We start from the raw sequence: 20741 nt of genomic DNA on the forward strand, positions 1-20741 counted from the left end.
CCCGCTTTCAGTTTTCTGCCTTGAGGCCCGTTATGAACAACATGCTGTCCACTCTGTCCCTGACCGCCCTGCTGGGTGCGCTGTTGCCCGCAGCCGCCATGGCCGCCATGCCCGAACCGGGCAAGGTGTTCAAGGACTGCAAGGACTGTCCGGAAATGGTCGTGTTGCCTGCCGGCACCTTCACCATGGGCGCACCGGAATCCGAACTCGGCCGCCAGCCCGACGAGGGCCCGCTGCATGAAGTGACCTTTGCCAAACCGTTCGCCATCAGCCAATTCCAGGTGCTGAGCGGCGAGTGGAAGGCCTATATCAAAAGCACCGGCTACAAGATGCCCGATGGCGATACCCGTCCGGGTCGCGAGTGCAAGGCCGGACAGCCGCGCTATCCACTGACCGATCGCCAGCCTGCGGTGTGCATGGACTGGAACGAAGCCAAGGCCTACGCCGCCTGGCTGTCGAAGAAGACCGGCAAAACCTACCGGCTGGTCAGCGAGGCCGAGCGTGAGTATGCAGCCCGTGGCGGCAGCACCGGGCCGTTCCCCTTCCCCATGGATGAAGGCAAGCAATACGGCATCGCCAAGCATGCCAACACCTACGGCCCGGAAGACGGCTTCAGCGTCACAGCCCCCGCCGGCAGCTACAGCCCCAATGACTTCGGCATCTATGACGCCCACGGCAACGTGTATGAGTGGACCGCCGATTGCGAAACCAGCAACTACAACGGCGCCCCCACCGATGGCAGTGCCTGGCTGGCCGGTGATTGCAGCTGGAAGATGATTCGCGGCAACGACTGGACCGAAGCGCCGATCTTCTCCCGCTCCGGTAACCGTAACAGCCGCAAGCCCGATGTACGTGGCGACTGGCTGGGCTTTCGGGTCGTTCGCGAACTCTGACGCTTTCACAACGCAATGCCGATCAGTCAAGGTCAATGAATCACTTTGCGGGAGGCAGCTTGCTGGCGACTCTGGCGTACAGACGCAGAATATCTGCCAGTTTTCAGGCCTTTTTCGCCAGCAAGCTGCCTCCCACAGGTTTTGCTTGTGCCTTGACTGATCGGCATTACCGCTACAACGGACAATAACGAGACAACAGCATGACACCCAAATCAGAAAGCCTCGCCCGGGAAACCCTGAGGATCCTCAAGCCATTCTGGTGGCTGGTGGTTCTCTCCACTGTGCTGGGGGTTGTCAGCGGCCTGAGCGTGACCGCCCTGCTGGCCACCATCAACAATGCGATGAACATGGCAGGCGGCCCCGACACCCACACCGCTCTGCTGTTCGCCGGCCTGTGCGTGCTGACCCTGGCCTGCTCTACTGTCTCGAACCTGTCGACCAACTATGTCGGCCAGCGTGTGGTCGCCAACCTGCGCCGGGAGCTGGCCGCCAAGGTGCTGGTCGCGCCCATCGAGCAACTGGAGCGCTACCGCTCACATCGCCTGATCCCGGTGCTGCTCAATGACGTGAACACCCTCAGCACCTTCGCCTTGTCGATTGCGCCGATGGTGATTTCGTTCACCGTCACTCTGGGCTGCCTGACGTATCTGGCCCTGCTCTCGTGGCAAATTCTGGCCCTGACGGTACTGACCGTGGTGCTGGGCACTGGCGCGCAGTACCTGGCTCATCATTTCGGAACCCGCAGCATCATCGCAGCACGTAACGGCGAAGACGAATTGCAAAAGCACTATCAGGCCCTGTCGGCCGGTGCCAAGGAACTGCGCATCCAGCGCAAACGCCGTCAGCACATGCTTGATGAGCAGATCCATGGCGCGACCGAGCGCATCTGCCGATCCAACGTGCGCGCCGCCAACATTTTCGTCAGCGCAGAAACCTTCGGCTCGATGCTGTTCTTCGCCGTCATCGGCATCGCCATTGCCTTTCAGGCGCTATGGCCAAGCACCGAAAAGACCGTGCTGGGCGGTTTCGTGCTGGTCATGCTGTATATGAAAGGCCCGCTGGAACGCCTGATCACCGCCCTGCCCGGCATCAGCCGCGCCCAGATCGCCATGCGCCGCATCGCCGAACTGTCGTGGAAATTCTCCAGCCCCGAGCCGCACCTGCTGGTCAGCGATCGCCCCAATACGCTGGCAAACATGCAGACCCTGGAATTGCATCAACTGCGTTATGACTACCCACCCGTGGAAGGCAGCGAGTCCTTCCATCTCGGCCCGGTCAACCTGAGCATCAAACAGGGCGATATCGTATTCATTGTGGGCGAGAACGGCTGCGGCAAGACCACGCTTATCAAGTTGCTGCTAGGGCTTTACAAGCCACAGCAAGGTGAAATCCGCCTCAACGGCAAAGCGGTCATGCCAGAAGAGCTGGACGATTATCGCCAGTTGTTCACCACCATCTTTGCCGACTACCACCTGTTCGACGAACCGATGCAGGGCGAAGCGAAACTGCCTGCCGATGCGGGTAAATACCTGGAGCGTCTGGATATCGCTCACAAGGTCAGCATCCGCGATGGCGCTTTTACCACCACCGACCTGTCCACCGGCCAACGCAAGCGCCTGGCCCTGATCAATGCCTGGCTGGACGAGCGCCAGGTGCTGGTGTTCGACGAATGGGCCGCCGATCAGGACCCGGCGTTCCGCCGCGTGTTCTACACCGAGCTGTTGCCCGAACTCAAGCAGCAAGGCAAGACCATCATCGTCATCTCCCACGACGACCGGTATTTCCCGATTGCCGACCAACTGGTGCGCATGCAGGCCGGCAAGATCGACGTGGAACAGGTGCAGGCCGAACAGGTATCTGCCTGAATCCAGCCCGTTATCCATGACATGGCCCCGCCCGGCTCAGACCGCGAGCGGGGCTTTTTTTGCTCTTGGGAAACACCAGAAATGGCCTTGCGCTATCTTTTTAAAGGCAAATGTGAAAAATTCATTAAATAACTGAGAGGCATTTTCGTTCTCTTTAGCAACAAACCTGCGCGGGCATCTGTCGTCAGCCTGGCTCCCTGTAAAAAGTTGAACAGCGTCTGCTCCGATTCTGCACAAGCCAGCTTCCGGACAGGCCTGAACAACGCTCTTTGATCTCCCTGCCAATACCAACTAGAAAGAGCCACTCCATGTACACACCATCACGACTCACACCACTGAGCAAGGCCTTGCTGATCAGCCGCATGTTCCGCCCAAGACCTGCCATGGCAGCAATTGGTCTGGCGCTGAGCATGCCCATGGCCGCCCAGGTACAAGCCCAGGAAATCGAGTTCAGTATCCCGGCCCAACCGCTGAGCAGTGCCCTGAGTCAACTGGAAAGCCAGGGTGGTGTGCGCGCGGTTTATAGCCCGGCGGACGTACAAGGTAAAACCAGCGGCGCAGTACAAGGCAAGTTCACTCCGGCACAGGCAGCGGGGAAACTGCTGGCCGGAGCAGGCCTGACCTACAGCCTGCAAGGCAATGCACTGACCCTGAGTGCGCAGGACTCATCGGCGGCCATCAACCTGGCACCGACCGCGATTGACTCCCAGTCTCTGGGCACCACCACTGACGGCACCGGCTCCTACACCACCGGTGCGACCACTATCGGCAAGGGCGCAGCACAATCGTTGCGTGAAACGCCGCAATCGGTCACGGTCATGACCCGTCAGGTCATGGACGACAATAACCTCACCAGCCTGAGCGAAGTGCTGGAAGACACCCCAGGCATCAGCTTCCAGTACCGTAACTTCGGTGGTCACGTGTATACCTCCCGCGGCTTCTCGCTGCTGGCGGAAAGCTTTCTGGTCGATGGCATTGGCGGCCAGGGCTACCAGATCACCGGCTGGATGCAGCCGGACATGGCGATTTATGACCGCGTTGAAGTATTGCGCGGCGCTTCGGGCCTGCTGGTGGGCGCAGGCCAACCCGGTGGTGCGGTGAATCTGGTGCGCAAGCGTCCGACCGCCGAGAACAAGTTCTCGATCACCACCCGTGCGGGTTCATGGGATCAGTACCGCGTCGATCTGGATGGCAGCGGCAAGCTCAATGATTCGGGCACTGTCCGTGGCCGCATGGTGGCCGCTTATGAAGACAACGGCTCGTATCAGGATAACCGCAACAGCCGCACGCCCCTGCTGTATGGCATCCTCGAAGCCGATGTGACCGACGACACCACGTTGACCATGAGCCTGCGTCGTCAGGAAAAGGTCATCAACGGCTACTCGATCTACGGCCTGCCGCGTTATAGCAACGGGCAGTCGCTGGATCTTTCCCGTTCGACGAACCTGGCTCCCAAATGGAACCGTCTCGAAACCTACATGAACGAAGCCTTCTTTGAAGTCGAGCATCGCTTCAACGAAAACTGGCTCAACAAGACCTCCCTGACCTACTCCGAAGGCGGATTCGATCAGGCCGTTGCATTTGCACGTGGTGCAGTCAACCCGACAACACTGGCTGGCTCACGCTTCCAGAGCACGCTGTTTCGCGATGATGAAGTCAACAGCCTGGGCTTGAACAGCCAGCTGGAAGGCAAGTTCGACGCCTTCGGCCTGTCCCATGAGGTCACTTTGGGTGCTGACTGGTCGAGACAGAGAGCAGACAACAAGAACGTCACAATCGCGACTCCCCTTGCCATCAATATCTTCGATGTCGACACCAGCTCACTTGCCAAACCGGTGAATACAGGCTGGACAAGCAATTACGTCTCGACTGAAGAACGAGCTGGCCTCTACGCCAATACCCGCATCCACCTGACCGAGCCTTTGAGCCTGGTACTGGGAGGACGCCTCAGTTGGTTCGAGTATGACTACAACGCCAAATACGGCCCGGCCCTGTCCTATGAATCCAAACAGACTCAGGAATTTACACCTTTCGCCGGCCTGATTTATGACATCAACGACAACTGGTCCTGGTATGCCAGCTATGCGGATATCTTCACCCCGCAAGCCGCTTACAGACAGGTCGGCGGCGCCCCGCTGGACCCGGCCATTGGCTCCAACTACGAAACGGGTATCAAGGGTGAACTGTTCGACAAGCGACTGAACCTGTCGATGGCTCTGTTCTATATCAAGCAGAAAGACGTGGCCTATGTCGACCAGACGACAGAAGAGCTCTGCCCAGGCGGCTCTGACAACACCTGCTACGTCCAGGGCGGCATCAAGCGCAGCAAAGGTGTTGAAATCGAAGCAAGTGGCGAAGTACTGCCAGGGCTTCAGGTCTTTGGCGGCTACACCTTCAACCAGTTGGCAAACAGTTCCGATATGGAAGTGGCCTACGAGACGCCAAAACACATGCTGCGTCTGAACACCAGCTATAACCTGCCCGGCGCCTGGAACCGTCTGACTCTGGGCGCTGGCGTATCGGCTGACTCCGGTTATACAGTACCGTCCAACGATCAACTGGGTGTTGCAGGCCGCGCCATCTGGGATGCACGCGCCTCCTGGAAGCTCGACGAGCACTGGACCGTCGCTCTGAACGCCGACAACCTGTTTGATCGCAAGTACTACACCACAGCCGTGGCTCTGGATCGCTCCAACCTGTACGGCGAACCACGCAGCTACGTCCTGACCCTGCGCGGCGACTTCTGATCCCGCTCACTGTCTGCGGATGAATCGATCCGCAGCGCACCACAAAAAGACCAGAGGCCAACCTCTGGTCTTTTTTATTTACAGAATTCACTAAATTGATTCCGACCTCATTCGTATGGATTCTTTATGAATCACGCTGAAAAAACGTGCCGTGAACAGACTGCTTTCAACGCAGCATGACCGAACGCAGTAGTTTTCACATAGCCTGGTAAAGGACGACCAGAGGCAGTGCCCCATACGGCTGTATGGTTTACCCTGCGTTACTGATCGAAGAGCCATCACTATGCAATCACGCACCCGCCCTCCACTGCCTGTCCGCCTGCTGCTCCAGCCAAGGCCTGCGATGAGAGTGGTGAGCCTTGCGCTGCTGATGGCGTTCAAGGGTGAGGCCCTGGCTCAGGAAATCGAGTTCGATATCCCCGCCCAACCCCTGAACAGCGCCCTGAATGAGCTGGGGCGCCAGGGTGATCTGCAAGTGCTGTACAACCCGGACGATATCAAGGGCAAAAGCAGCCAGACCGTGCGCGGCAGGTTCACCCCCGAGCAGGCAGCCAGAAACCTGCTCGAACAGGCCAGAGTGCCTTACAGCCTTGAAAACAACACCCTGACGCTAACCGCCATTGTGCCTCCGGTCAGCCTCAAGCCCTTGTCGATTCAGGCGCCGCCGACAGGCCTGACGACCGAAGGCTCGGGTTCTTACACCACGTCCGCAGTGAGCATCACCAAAAGCGCCCAGTCCCTGCGTGAAATTCCGCAGTCGGTGAGTGTCGTGACCCGCCAGTTGATGGACGACAAGAACCTCTACAGCCTGGAAGACGTGATGGCCCAGGCCACCGGCGTCACCTTTTCCCAGCGCAATTTCGGTTCCCATGTCTTCAGTTCCCGTGGCTTTGCCATGGAGGACGAGAGCTACACCATCGACGGCATATCCGGTCAGGGCTATAGCGTGACCGGCTGGATGACCCCCGATATGGAAATCTATGACCGGGTGGAAATCCTCCGGGGCGCTGCAGGGCTGCTGATCGGCGCAGGCAACCCCGGCGGCACGGTGAATCTGGTACGTAAACGTCCTACCGCCATACCGCAGTTTTCGATCACTACCCGCGCCGGCACCTGGGACAACTATCGGGTCGATCTGGATGGCAGCAGCAAGCTGAACGATTCAGGCAGCATTCGTGGCCGTTTCGTGGCGTCCTATGCGGATCGTGGTTACTTCATCGATGGCCTGGAGAAGTCTGCACCTCTGCTGTACGGCATCCTGGAAACCGATCTGAGTGACGACACGACCCTGGCTGTAGGTCTGCGTCGCCAGGAAGCCGACATCAAAGGATTCACCATCTTCGGCCTGCCCCGCTACAGCGATGGCGGTGCCATCGACCTGCCGCGCTCGACCTCTCTGGCTCAGGACTGGAACCGTCACCAGACCAGTACGGACGAAGTGTTCACGGAGCTGGATCATCACTTCAGCGAGAGCTGGTCGGGCACATTGTCCGCCACCCACTCCACGGGTTCATTCGAGCAGAAAGTGGCTTATGCCCAAGGCGCCATCGACCCGACGACATTGACCGGCTCCCGTATCGCCCGGACCCTGTTTCGCTCCGACCAGTTGCAAAGCAACGGCTTCGACGCGCACATGGATGGTCATTTCGAGGCCTTCGGCCTGGAGCACCAACTGACCTTCGGCGGCAACTGGTCGGAGCAGACGCGCAAGTCCAGGCAGGTCAACGTAACGTCCAACCAGCCAATCGACATCTTCAACCCCGACAACCACCTGATTGCCGAACCGGCACAGCCCGACTGGACTTCCATCACCGATTTCAGCGACAAACGCTATGGTGCCTACACCAATCTGCGCCTGCATCTCTCCGAATCGTTGAGCCTGGTCATGGGCGGTCGCCTCAGTTGGTATGACTACCAGACCCAGGCGGCAGGCGTCACCCGTAAGTCCAGGGAGGAACATGAAGTCACGCCGTTCATAGGCACGATCTACGACCTGGACCCGAACTGGTCGCTGTATGCCAGCTACACCGATATCTTTCTGCCGCAAAGCGTTTACCGGGATGCCGCTGGCAACCTGCTGGAACCGGCCATAGGCTCCAACTACGAAACCGGCATCAAGGGCGAACTGTTCGATCAGCGCCTGAACCTTTCGTTTGCGTTGTTCTACGTCAAGCAAAAGGATGTGGCCATAGAGGACAACACCCACCCTGGCGAGTGCCTGATGAACGATATCTACGGCACCTGCTACCTGAACGGCAATATCCGGCGCAGCAAGGGCTTTGAAGTAGAAGCCAGCGGCGAACCCTTGCCCGGCCTGCAAACCGTGGCGGGCTACACCTTCAATATGACCCGTGGCAGCGACGGCCAGTCCATTTCGGCCGAAACACCCCGACACCTGTTCCGCATGACCGGCAACTACACCCTGCCCGGCACCTGGAACCGTCTGACCCTCGGCGCCGGGGTTTCGGCCCAGAGCGGCTATTCGGAAGCGGAATCATCAGCAGAAATCAAAAACCCCGGCCGAGCCATCTGGGACGCCAGAGCCTCCTGGAAAATCGACGAAAACTGGAGCGTGGCCCTGAACGGCAATAACCTGCTGGATCGCAAGTATTACAAGGCGACCGGGGATGTCGACCGAGGGAATTATTACGGCGACCCGCGCAATTACATGCTCACATTGCGTGGGGAGTTTTAGAGCTGCCGAAGGCAGCAGCGGCAAGCTACAAGCTACAAGCTACAAGCTACAAGCTACAAGCTACAAGCTACAAGCTACAAGCTTTTGACTTGAAGCTTAAAGCTTAAAGCTTGCCACTTGCCGCTCACCTCCCCTTCAGTTCTTCTACAACCCCATCCAAAAACGCCTCCCCTATCACAATATTGTCGTGTCGCTCCTGAATTGTGGTCGAGGAGCGCAGCCCGTTTACCGAGCATTGTTCTTCAACCACGGCTTGCGCCTTGAGGATCTGATCCGGTTCGCGGCTTTGTCCTGCCCACCAGCAATCCACTTTCACGTCCAGTGTCTTGAGGGTGAAGGCTTCGGCCAGTACGGCATTGGCGTGCAGCAGTTTGTAGCCGGTTTCGATTTCATCTTGGATCGCGATGTCCTGGAACACGCTGCGCAGGCTTTCGACGCCGATACCGGCATCCTGTGCAACCTGTTCGATCACCCGGTCAGCGATTTCACGTTCATCCTTGAGCGATACCCTGGCGCTTGCGATCAACTCGATAACACGCTCACGGGCCAGCCCCGGCACGAACGCCACCAGACTCTGGATCAGGCTCTGGAACAGGTTCTGGTCCTGATTCTGTGCCCGGACTTCAGGGTCTTCCTCGATCCAGCTCAGGCCTGCGCAAGCTGGCAGCATCGTGTCCACCAGCGCCAGGAAGTTCACCTTGTCGCCGCCGCGTTCCAGGATATGAGCGACATCGATGGCCAAGGCTCCGCCCAGGGACCAGCCCAGCAGGTTGTATGGTCCGACAGGCTGGGTGAGTCTGATCTGCTCGACGAAGTAACCGACCATTTCCTCCCATGACCTGTCGAACCAGCCCGGCACCACATAGGCCTTGTTGACCAGACCATACACCGGCCGATCTTCGCTCAGCCTGCCTGCCAGCGGGTAATAGGAGTAAGTGCCGCCGCCACCGGGCGGCAAGCAGAACAGCGGGGTTTTGTCAGACTGGCTGTTGTTCATGCGGATGACCGCAGACTTGACCTTCGCCTCGCCTGCCCGCAGGAAGTCAGCCAGTTCGCCCAGGGTCTGCATCAGCAGGAAATCATGCAGTTTGATGGAGATATCGAACGCTTCGCGAATCCTGCCCGCCAGGGACACCGCCAACAGCGAGTGGCCACCAAGAGCAAAGAAGTTGTCGTTGAGGCCCACACGCTCGACTTTCAGCACGTCCGCCCAGAGACCGGCAAGCCGCTCTTCCAGTTCGGTACGTGGCGCCACATAACCTTGTTGCAACTGGCTGGCATCGGGCTTTGGCAGGGCCTTGCGGTCCAGCTTGCCGTTGGCGGTCAGCGGCATGACTTCCAGCGCGACAAAGTGCGTCGGCACCATGTAATCCGGCAGCAGCGTCTTGAGGTGCTCCTTCAATCCATTCGCATCCTGCGCGCCATCGTTCGCGACCCAGTAGGCTGCAAGCTGCTTGCCGCTCGGGCCGTCGATATCGATCACATGGGCTTCGCGCACGCCCGGATGTTCATTGAGCCGCGCCTCGATTTCACCCAGCTCGATGCGCAGCCCGCGGATCTTGACCTGATGGTCGATCCGGCCTGCATAGTCGATCACCCCATCGGCACCGTAGCGTGCCAGGTCGCCAGTACGATACAGGCGACCGCCATTGGCCGAGAACGGATCGGGCACGAAGCGTTCGGCAGTCAGCGCAGCACGCTGGTGGTAACCCCGCGCCAGCCCCACACCGCCCAGGTACAACTCGGCCGCAGCGCCACGGGCTGCCGGTAGCAGGCCGTCATCCAGAATGTGCGTCTTGAGGTTATCGATAGGCTGGCCGATCGGCACGCTCAGGGTATCGTCCGGCGTGCAGGTCCAGTGGGTCACGTCGATGGCGGCTTCGGTCGGGCCATAGAGGTTGAACAGACCGGCTTGCGGCAAACGCTTGAGCACTTGCGACGCCAGCTCAGCCGGCAAGGCCTCACCACTGCACACCACGCGGCGCAGGCTGTGGCAGTTTTCCACCTGCTCATGGGTCATGAAGGCCTGAAGCATCGAGGGTACGAAGTGCAGGGTCGTGACGTTGTAGCGGGTAATGGTCTGCACCAGACGCTCAGGGTCCCGATGATCCCCCGGCAAGGCTATCGCCAGACGTGCGCCGGTGAGCAGCGGCCAGAAGAACTCCCAGACCGAGACGTCGAAACTGAACGGGGTTTTCTGCAACACGGTGTCACTGGCATCCAGCCCGTAGGCTTTCTGCATCCAGTGCAGGCGGTTGACCAAGGCGCGATGGCTATTGCCAGCGCCTTTGGGTTTACCCGTCGAGCCTGAGGTGTAGATCACATACGCCAGGTTTTCGGGATGGGTGCGATTGACCGGGTTGTCCTGACTGTAAGCCTCCAGCCAGTCACCTTCCTGATCCAGGCACAACGACTGAACATGATCGGGCACCGGCAGGCCTTGCAGCAGCGAAGTCTGGGTCAGCAACAGGCCAATGCCGCTGTCAGCCAGCATATAGGCCAGACGATCCTGCGGATAATCCGGGTCCAGCGGCACATAAGCCCCACCGGCCTTGATAATCGCCAGCAAGCCGATCACCAGTTCCAGGCTGCGTTCTATGCAGATCCCCACCAGCGCATCCGGGCCGATACCCGACTCGCGCAGTTTGTGGGCCAACTGGTTGGCGCGTGCGTTCAATTGCGCATAGCTCATCTGCTGATTGTCGAAGATCAGCGCCGGAGCATCGGGGGTCGCCAGCACCTGGGCTTCGATCAGGGTTTGTACGCACCGCTCGCCCGGGAACTCGGCAGAGGTGGCGTTCCATTCGTGCAGAATCTGTTGCTGCTCCCGTTCATCCAGCAACGACAGCTCGCCGATGGCAGCAGCCGGATCACGCACCAGCGCCTGAAGCAGGTGCTGGAAGTGGGTGGCCAGTTGCGTCACCACCTCTTCGCTGAAGTACTGACGGGCGTAGCTCAGGCGCAGGGACAGCGTCTCGCCCAGATTCACCACCAGGGTCAGCGGGTAATGCGTCTGTTCCTGGTTGATCAGGCCACTGAAGGCCAGGCCGTCAGGCGAAGCCTGTTGCAGGGCTTCGGACACCGGGTAGTTCTCGAACACCAGAATGTTGTCGAACAACGCCTCGCCGCCGCTGGCAGCCAGACGCTGGATTTCGTACAGCGGTGTATGTTCGTACTCGCGCAGGGCAATGTTCTTGGCCTGCACCTGCTGCACCCAGTCCGCCACTGTCTGCTCAGGGCGCGGGCTGGCGATGACCGGCAAGGTATTGATGAACAGGCCAAGCTGCTCTTCAACCCCCGGCAAATCCGCCGGGCGTCCTGCCACGGTTGCACCGAAGGTCACGCTGGATTGCCCGGTGTAGCGCTGCAACAGCAGCAGCCATGCCGATTGCACCAGCGTGTTCAGTGTCACACGCTGCTCGCGGGCAAACTCGCTCAGGCGCTGAGTGCTGGCAGCATCGATCAACTGGAAGTGATCGCCATGGCCCTGCCCACCGGCATGGGACTTGAGCGCCTGCACCAGGCGGGTCGGCTCATCCAGCTCGGCCACCTGCTCGGTCCAGAAGCGCTCGCTGGCCTGTGCATCCTGGCGTTGCAGCCATTCGATGTAATCGCGATAACGGCTGCCCTGTTGTGGCATTGGCTGACCGCTGTAGCGTTGCAGCACTTCGCCCAACAGACGCGAACTGCTCCAGCCATCCATGAGGATGTGATGGCTGGTGTAGACCAGGTGATGGGTATTGTCGCCGGTGCGCAATACCGCCAGACGCAAGAGCGGCCCCTGAGCCAGATCGAAACCTTTCTGCCGATCCGTTTGTGCCCAGTTATCCAGCCAGACAGAGGATTGCCCCTGAGCATCCAGCTCGACAAACGGCACGTTCACTGTGCGCTGCACTACTTGCAGCGAGTGTTCCAGATGGCTGACGAATCCGCTGCGCAACACTTCATGAGCATCCACTGTCGCCTGCCACGCCGCCTGGAAGCGCCCGACTTCAAGACCGGCCACATCGACGCGCATCTGGTTGATGTAGTTGCCCGCCTCTTCCTCGAACAGAGTGTGGAACAGCATGCCTTGCTGCATCGGCGAGAGCGGGTAGATGTCTTCGATTTCACGCGGATTGATCGACAGTTGCCCCAGTTGTTTCTGGCTCAAACGGGCCAGCGGGAAGTCGGACGGGGTAATGCCGCTCGCGCCCTCGGTGGTGCAATGGGCGATCAGTTGCTGCAATTCCCGGGCGTATTCATCGGCCAGGCGCTGCACGGTATCGGGCTCGAAAACCGCCGCGCTGAAACTCCAGCTCAGGCGCAACTCGCCGTTGTAGACCTGACCATTGATACTGATCGGGGCCGCCAGCGGGGCCTCACTGCTCTGGGACGTGCCACTGCTTTCCCCCGAGGGTGCGAACAGCGCATCGCTGGCATCGAAACTGCCATCGAACTGGCCCAGGTAATTGAAGACAATGCTGCCCTGCGCCAGTTGTTGCAGGCTCTGCCGCACAGGTTCTGCGCCGAGATAACGCAACACGCCGTAACCGATGCCCTTGTTGGGGATGGCACGCAGTTGCTCCTTGATCGACATGATCGAATCGGCAAGCTCCGCATGCGGAGTAAGCCTGACCGGATACAGGCTGCTGAACCAGCCAACGGTGCGGCTCAGGTCAATGTCGTCGAACAGGTCTTCGCGACCATGGCCTTCCAGCTTGATCAAGGCATCGGGCTGGCCGGTCCAGCGGCTGATCACACGGGCCAGTGCGGTCAGCAGCAGGTCGTTGATCTGGGTGCGATAGGCGGCCGGAGCGTCCTGTAGCAATTGCCGTGTCAGGTCGCCGTTCAAGTGAGTGGTCACGGAGGTGGCGTGTTTCTGCTGCTGCCCGCCGTCCGGATGGTCGACCGGCAAGGCATCGCTGACGTGCTGCAACTGCGCTTGCCAGTAAGCCAGTTCCGATTCTAGCGCCGGGCTTTGGGCGTAAGTGTGCAACTGCGCAGCCCAGGCCTTGAGAGAGCTGGTCTTGGCAGGCAACGCCAGAGCCTTGCCGGTATTCAGGGCGACATAGGCTTGTTGCAGGTCTTCCAGCAAGACACGCCACGATACGCCGTCCACTACCAAGTGATGGATGACCAGCAGCAGGCGCTGTTCGCCTTCGGGCAGGCCCACCAGCACTGCTCGCAGCAGCGGGCCATTTTTCAGGTCCAGACTGCGCTGGGCTTCGTCGGCCAGTTCGGTCAGGCGCGACAGATCATTGAGTTCGTGTTCCCAAAGCAGGTCACGGGTGTTCAACGGCCCGAAGGTCGCCTGCCACTCGCCATCCTGTTGGGCAAAACCCAGGCGCAAGGCGTCATGTTGCTCGATCAAGGCCTGCAAGGCGGCCAGCAGATGACTGGCTTCCAGCAGGCTGTTGGGTTTGAGCATCACCGACTGGTTCCAGTGATGGCGCTCGGGAATGTTCATCTCGAAGAAACGTGCCTGGATCGGCAGCAGCGGCAGGCTTCCGCTGACCTGCTCGACCACCGCAGCAGGCTTCTTCTGGATCAGCTTGGCCACCGTCGCCAACTGGGCGATGGTCTGTTTCTCGAACAGTTGCTTGGGGCTCAGCTTGAGGCCCTGACGCTTGGCACGGGCGATGATTTGCAGGCTGAGGATAGAATCCCCGCCCAGCTCGAAGAAGTTGTCGGTCGTGCCGACCTTCTCCAGCTTGAGTACATCGGCCCAGACGGCGGCGAGCTTTTCCTCGATCTCGCCGACCGGTGCGGTATAGCGCTGTTTGACCACGCCCGGCTTGGGCAAGGCGCGTTTATCCAGCTTGCCGTTGGCGGTCAGCGGCAGGCGTTCCAGCACCACGAACTGCGCAGGCACCAGGTATTCCGGCAGGCTGGCGGTCAATTGTTCGCGCAGGGCTTCCACTTCCAGCTTCGTACCCGCCGTTGGCACGCAATAGGCCACCAGTTGCAGGCGGGATTCGTCGCTTTCCAGCGGCAAGGCCAGCACCACGGCTTCGGCCACGCCATCCAGCGCTTGCAGCACCTGGCCGACCTCACCCGGCTCGACCCGATAGCCGCGAATCTTTACCTGATCGTCGGCACGGCCCAGGTATTCCAGCAAACCGTCTACCCGGCGCGCACGGTCACCGGCGCGATACAGACGCTCGCCATCGCCTTCCGGGTCCGGCACGAAACGCTCGGCAGTCATGGCCGCACGCCCCAGATAGCCCTGCGCCAGACCGCGACCACCCAGATACAACTCACCGGCCACCCGCTCGGCCATCGGGTTCAGCCAGGCATCCAGCACCCGCGCCTTGCCGTTGGCCAGGGGTTGTCCCACCGGCACGCTGCGGCAGGCCTCGAGTTTTTCCTGCACCTCATGGGTCAGAATGCCCACCGTGGTTTCGGTCGGGCCGTAGTGGTTGACGATCCTGCAACCCGGTTTGAGGGTTCTGATCTGTTCGATCAAGGCCCAGGAACTGGCCTCGCCACCCAGAATCAGCATCTGCTCCGGCAGCACATCGGAGGACCTTGCTGCCTGCAATAAGCCTTGCAGGTGGCTCGGCACGATCTTCAACACTGCCACCTGATGCTCGGCCATGTACGCGGCGAAACCATCGGGATCGAATGCCTGTTCATGGGACAGCAAATGCAGTTGACGACCGGATGCCAGGGCGCCGAACAACAGCGTATGCCCAAGGTCCGCAGCCACGGTGGACACCATGGCCATGCTCGCCTCGGCGCTCAGAGAAAGACGCTGGAGCACGCCTTGCAGATAGTTGGCCAGCGCGCCATGGCTGATGACCACGCCTTTGGGCTGCCCGGTGGAGCCGGAGGTGTAGATGATGTAGGCCGGTTGCTGCGCCAGCACTTGAATATTCAACGGGCTCGTATCGAAATCGGCCCACAGGCCGGCGTCATAGGCCAGCACCGGGCAGACACCCAGGCTGGCAGCCTTGTCATCGCCTCGGGCGTGGATCAGCAGCACCGCGCCGCTGTCTCTGGCCAGTTGCTGCAAGCGCTCGGCAGGTTGCTGGGTATCCAGCGGCAGGTAAACCGCACCCAGTTTCAGCACAGCCAGCAGGCTGACCACCCACTCCACCGAACGGTCCTGACACAGTGCCACGGTCATGCCAGAGGCAATGCCTTCGCCTTGCAGGTAACGGGCGAACTGGCTGGAGCGCTGTTCCAGCTCGTCATAGCTCAGCACTTGCTGACCAACACGCAATGCCGGCTTGCCCTGCCCGGCTTGCAGGCCTTTTTGCCACAGGGTCAGGAAATCGGAACTGGCGAAATCGGCAGTTCGAGGTGCAGCCGGAGCCGTGACGGCAAGCGGATGATCCGCCAGGCGCTCGCCGGAATGCGCCACCAGCGCTTCCAGCACGTCATGCAACGACGCCGCGATACGCTCGATGGTCGAAGCCTCGAACAGGTCGGTGGCGTAGGTGAAATAACCGCGCAACCCCGACGGGGTGTCGGTGAAGTCAAAGGCCAGGTCGAAACGCGCATCACCGCCGCCCACCGGGAACTCGGCCACGGTCAGCCCGGCCACAGCCGTACCGGCGTTGCCTTGATCACCGGCAAAGACATGCTGGTTGATCTTGAACTGGAACAGCGGGTTGTGGCCCAGATTACGCTCGGGGGCCAAGGCATCCACCAGATGCTCGAACGGCAACTCCTGATGAGACTGCGCGCCCATCACCACGTTCTTGACCTGATCCAGCAGCTCGACGAAGGTCTGGCGCTCATCCACCTGAATGCGCAGCACCTGGGTATTGATGAAGAAGCCGATCAGGCCTTCCAGTTCATTGCGGGTACGACCGGCATTGGGCGCGCCGATGCGGATATCGGCCTGACCGCTGTAGCGCGACAGCACCACCGACAGCGCGGCCAGGGTCAGCATGAATACGGTCTGACCGTTGTTGCGCGCCAGAGTCTTGAGCCGGGCGGAGAGTTTTTCCGGCAGGTCTGCCCGCACAATGGCACCGCGATAGCTCGGCTGGACAGGCCGTTCATGGTCCAGCGGCAATTCCAGCAATGGATGCTCGGTGCCCAGTTGTTGCTTCCAGTATTCGAGTTGACGCTCACCCTCGCCGGCTTCCAGCCAGGCGCGCTGCCAGATGGCGTAGTCGGCATATTGAATCGCCAGTGGCGGCAATTGAGCAGGCTGTCCGGCGACCTGCGCCTGATAGAGCTGAACGAATTCACGAATCAGCAACTCACCCGACCAGCCATCGGAGACCACGTGATGCATGCACACGGTCAACACATGCTCGGCGTCGTTCAGGCGGAACAGTTTCACCCGCAGCAGCGTGCCGCTCAGCAGATCAAAGGGCGCCTGCAATTCGGCTTTGACCTGCGCCTCAATGTCGTCGTGGCTGGCATAGGCGACGTCCAGTGCGACGGTCGCCTGTTCAAGGATTTCCTGATGAAACTCGCCGTCTACCGATACGAATCGGGTGCGCAGGGTTTCATGGCGCTGCACCAGCAGTTCAAGAGCCTGCGCCAGGGAGCGCTCATCCAGCGGGCCATTCAGACGCACAGCCAGCGGAACGTTGTAGGCGATATTGCCCGGCTCCAGTTGCCAGAGGAACAGCATGCGCTGCTGCGCGTAGGACAACGGGATACGTTGCACGTCATGGCGGGTTACCGCGATGGGCAACAACCTGAAGCTTTGCCCGGTCTCGCTCATCTTGGCGAGGATCTGGCGACGCTGCTCCACGGGCAAACCGACGAAGCGCTGGGCAATACGTTCTGCTGCAGACTTGTCCATGTCAGATACCCGCCATTTCATTCATCATTTTTTCGATATCGGACAAACCGTCCTCGGTCAGCGACAAGCCGCTGTTTTCAAATGCCTGGATAAATTCGTTCAATTGCGGCTTCTCGAAAATAAGGCGCAGAGGGACATCGATCCCCAGGCCCGAGTGGATTCTGGAAATGAGCTGGGCCGCCAAGAGCGAGTGCCCGCCCAGCTCGAAAAAGTCATCAGTCAGGCCGACACGCTCGACCTTCAGCACCTGCGCCCAGATCTCGGCGATCTGCCGCTCCTGCTCGGTAGACGGCGCGACATAGCTGCGCTGCAACTGGCTGGCATCGGGCTTGGGCAGAGCCTTGCGGTCCAGCTTGCCGTTGGGGGTCAGCGGCATATGCTGCAAGCAGACGAAGTGGCTCGGCACCATGTAATCCGGCAGACCGGCCCGCAAATGCGCCTTCAGTTCATCGCGCAGGGTGTTGGGGTCTTGCCCCTCCTGGGCGGGAACCAGATAAGCCACCAGTTGCTTGCCCGCCGGCCCGTCGATATCGATGACCACCCCTTCATGCACGCCTGGGTGTTCCTGCAGGCTGGCTTCGATTTCACCCAGTTCGATACGGAAACCGCGAATCTTCACCTGATGGTCCAGGCGCCCGACGTACTCGATCACACCGTCGGCGTGATAGCGCGTCAGGTCGCCGGTGCGGTACAGCCGCGAACCGGGCGGGCCGAACGGATCGGGAATGAAGCGCTCGGCGGTCAACGCAGCACGCTGGTGATAACCGCGAGCCAGGCCATCGCCACCGATCAGCAGCTCGCCTCGGGTGCCGATCGGCAACACATTGATATCGTCACTGACGATGTGCAGACGGGTATTGGCCAAAGGCCGGCCCAGCCAGATATCGTCACTGCGGGTCAGGTAATGGCGCGCCGACCAGATGGTGGTTTCCGTCGGCCCGTAGACGTTCCAGACATGCCCGGCCTGATCGATCAGCCGTTGGGCCAGCTCGACGCTCAAGGCCTCGCCGCCACACAGCAGAGTCTTGCCGTGCAAGGCGCCTGCCGGAGCGCTGTCCAGCAGCATGCGCCAGGTAGACGGTGTGGCCTGGATCACGCTGACAACCTGTTGCTCGATCACCGCCAGCAAGGCTTGCGGGTCCTTGTTTTCATCAGGGCGCAACAGCACCACCGAAGCTCCGCGCATCAGCGGCAGGTACAGCTCCAACCCGGCGATATCGAACGAGAGCGAAGTCAGGGACAGGACTTTATCTTGAGCACTCAGCCCCGGCTGCTCCGCCATGCTATGGAGGAAGTTGACCAGCGCCTGATGGCCGATGGTCACGCCTTTTGGCAGACCGGTGGAGCCGGAGGTGTAGATCACATAGGCCAGGTTTTGCGGATACGCCGGGTTGATCGGGTTCTGGTCGCTGTAGCCTGCCAGCCACTCACCGGCCTGATCCAGGCACAGGCTCTGGACAGATGCCGGGATCGGCAGACGCTCGCGCAGCGCCGTCTGGGTCAGCAGCAATTGCAGGCCGCTGTCTTCGATCATGTAGGCCAGACGGTCCTGAGGGAAATCCGGGTCCAGCGGCACATAGGCACCGCCCGCCTTGAGGATTGCCAGCAGACCGACTACCTGCTCCAGGCTGCGCTGCACCGCGACACCCACCAGCACATCCGGGCCGACGCCCAGTTCGCGAAGCTTGTGGGCCAGTTGGTTGGCGCGGCTGTTGAGCTGGCGATAGGTCAGTTGTTCATTGCCGAGAACCAATGCCACCGCATCCGGCGTGTCCTGAACCTGAGCCTCGATCAGTGCCGGCAGGCATTGCTCGCTCGGGTAAGCGGCGGCGCTGTGGTTCCAGCCTTGCAGAATCTGCTGACGCTCGGCCTCGCTTTGCATCGGCAGTTCGCTGACCCGCTGGCGGGTGTTGATGCAGATGGCTTTCAGCAAGCTCAGCCAGTGCTCGGCCATGCGCTCGATGGTGGCGCTGTCGAACAGCGCGGTCGCGTAAGTCAGGCCTACGCTCACGCCATCGGCATGCTCCGTGGTGCCAAGGCTCAGGTCGAACTGCGCCGCATGGCTGTCCGACTCAAGGCCCTGAACACTCAGCCCGGACAACTCACGAACCTCGGCATTGCCTTGGGTCTGGTGATTGAACATCACCTGGAACAACGGGCTATGGCTCAGGCTGCGCTGTGGCTGCAAGGCTTCCACCAGTTGCTCGAATGGCAGTTCCTGATGGGCCTGAGCCTGTAAGGCCGTCTGCCTGACCTGCTGCAACAGCTCGCTGAACGTGGTGTGCAGGTCGAACCCGGCGCGCAGCACCTGAGTGTTGACGAAGAAGCCAATCAAACCTTCGGTTTCAGCACGGGTACGGTTGGCAATCGGCACACCGACCCGAATATCGTTTTGTCCCGAATGGCGATGCAGCAGGCTCTGGAAAGAGGCCAGCAGCAACATGAACAGCGTCACGCCTTCCTGACGCGCCACGTTTCTGAGGCTATCCACCAGACCGTTTTCCAGCTCAAGGCCGAATCTTGCACCAGCATGGCTTTGCACGACGGGCCTTGGCCGGTCCGCAGGCAATTCCAGAATCGGCTGCTCGTCGCCCAGCTGTTCTTTCCAGTACGCCAGTTGACGGGCCTGTTCACCCGCCTCCATCCAGGTGCGCTGCCACAGGGCGTAATCGGCGTATTGAATCGCCAGCTCACCCAGATCGACTTCACGCCCCTGGCTGTAACCTTCGTACAGGCGCACCAGTTCATCGACCATGATCGGCATCGACCAGCCATCGGAGACGATATGGTGCTGGGTCAGCACCAGCACATGCTCGTTCTCGCCCAGGTTAAGCAGCTTGACCCGCAAAAGCGGCCCTTGCTCCAGATCGAAGGAACGCTGCACTTCCTGTTGCACGCAGGCTTGCAGTGTCTGCCCCGCAGGCACGTGTTCGACAGGCAGGGTGAAAAGCGACGCAGGATGCACGATCTGTACAGCCTGCTCGCCGTTCTGGCGGAAGGTCGTGCGCAGGGTTTCATGACGGGCAATCAGGGCCGTGAAGCTCTGCTCCAGCGCCTCGATATCCAGCGACCCGCTCAGGCGCAAGGCCGCAGGCATGTTGTACGCGGTGCTTTCCGGCTCCAGTTGCCAGAGGAACCACTGACGTTGCTGGGCATAGGACAAGCCCAGCGGCTGGCTTCGGTCTGCTTTAACGAATCCGGGAGCCTGGCTGCTCTGGCCCTGATCCGCAGCCTGAGCAAAACTGGCCAGACTCTGAGCTTCAAACAGGTTACGCAATGACAGTTCGAGGTTCAGCTGCTGACGAATCCGGGAAATCACCTGAGTTGCCAGCAGCGAGTGGCCGCCCAGCTCGAAGAAGTTGTCATTCAGCCCGACTCGCTCGACTCTCAGCACGTCTGCCCAGATGGCTGCCAGTTGCTGCTCCAGTTCGCTTTGCGGCGCCACATAGCTGTTCTGCAACTGGCTGGCATCCGGTTTCGGCAAGGCCTTGCGGTCCAGCTTGCCGTTGCCGGTCAGCGGCATGGCGTCCAGCAACACGAAATGAGTCGGCACCATGTAATCCGGCAGATGCGCCTTGAGTTCGGCTTTCAGTTCTTCGCGCAGGGTTTGCGGATCGCTGCTTGAATCCTGAGGCACCAGATACGCCGCCAGTTGCCCGTCCAGCGCCAGCACGGTGACTTCGCGAACGCTGGCCTGAGCCAGCAGGCGCGTCTCGATTTCACCCAGTTCGATACGGAAGCCGCGAATCTTCACTTGATGGTCGATACGTCCGGCGTACTCGATTACCC

Annotated in this window: 6 protein-coding genes; 4 read left to right on the forward strand and 2 right to left on the reverse strand. The window is 60.4% G+C overall.

The features are described 5' to 3' along the window. Positions 1 to 32: 32 nt before the first annotated feature. The 4 genes from pvdO (at position 33) to JL015_RS25570 (ending at position 8200) form a co-directional block, all read left to right on the forward strand. Positions 33 to 893, forward strand: a complete 861-nt coding sequence (gene pvdO / locus JL015_RS25555) for a dihydropyoverdine dehydrogenase (protein WP_374063491.1) — start codon at positions 33 to 35, stop codon at positions 891 to 893. 200 nt (positions 894 to 1093) lie between these two features. After that, complete coding sequence (locus JL015_RS25560) at positions 1094 to 2758, forward strand: cyclic peptide export ABC transporter (RefSeq protein WP_201020433.1); 1665 nt, start codon at positions 1094 to 1096, stop codon at positions 2756 to 2758. Between the two features lie 308 nt (positions 2759 to 3066). Continuing rightward, positions 3067 to 5505 carry a TonB-dependent siderophore receptor gene (locus tag JL015_RS25565; protein ID WP_374063493.1) on the forward strand — a complete coding sequence of 813 codons (2439 nt, stop codon included), beginning with the start codon at positions 3067 to 3069 and terminating at the stop codon, positions 5503 to 5505. A 343-nt stretch (positions 5506 to 5848) separates the two neighbouring features. Beyond that, the gene (locus JL015_RS25570) at positions 5849 to 8200 is read left to right on the forward strand and encodes a TonB-dependent siderophore receptor (RefSeq protein WP_201020440.1); all 2352 of its coding nucleotides are present in this window, start codon (positions 5849 to 5851) and stop codon (positions 8198 to 8200) included. A 124-nt stretch (positions 8201 to 8324) separates the two neighbouring features. On the opposite strand, the gene JL015_RS25575 is transcribed toward JL015_RS25570, so the two are convergent. Both JL015_RS25575 and JL015_RS25580 read right to left on the reverse strand, forming a co-directional pair. Next, on the reverse strand, positions 8325 to 16952 hold the full coding sequence (locus tag JL015_RS25575; RefSeq protein WP_201020434.1) for a non-ribosomal peptide synthetase: 8628 nt from the start codon (positions 16950 to 16952) through the stop codon (positions 8325 to 8327). Position 16953: 1 nt separating this feature from the next. Continuing rightward, the coding region (locus JL015_RS25580; protein ID WP_201020435.1) for a non-ribosomal peptide synthetase at positions 16954 to 20741 on the reverse strand (3788 nt) is incomplete at its 5' end.

This window comes from Pseudomonas cichorii, from assembly GCF_015471405.1.
In the GTDB taxonomy this organism is placed as follows: Bacteria; Pseudomonadota; Gammaproteobacteria; order Pseudomonadales; family Pseudomonadaceae; genus Aquipseudomonas; species Aquipseudomonas serbiensis.

Bases quoted from the DNA above. Each gene is read 5' to 3' on its own strand.
- pvdO (WP_374063491.1), top strand. From the start codon at position 33: ATGAACAACATGCTGTCCACTCTGTCCCTGACCGCCCTGCTGGGTGCG.
- JL015_RS25560 (WP_201020433.1), top strand. From the start codon at position 1,094: ATGACACCCAAATCAGAAAGCCTCGCCCGGGAAACCCTGAGGATCCTC.
- JL015_RS25565 (WP_374063493.1), top strand. From the start codon at position 3,067: ATGTACACACCATCACGACTCACACCACTGAGCAAGGCCTTGCTGATC.
- JL015_RS25570 (WP_201020440.1), top strand. From the start codon at position 5,849: ATGAGAGTGGTGAGCCTTGCGCTGCTGATGGCGTTCAAGGGTGAGGCC.
- JL015_RS25575 (WP_201020434.1), bottom strand. From the start codon at position 16,952: ATGGACAAGTCTGCAGCAGAACGTATTGCCCAGCGCTTCGTCGGTTTG.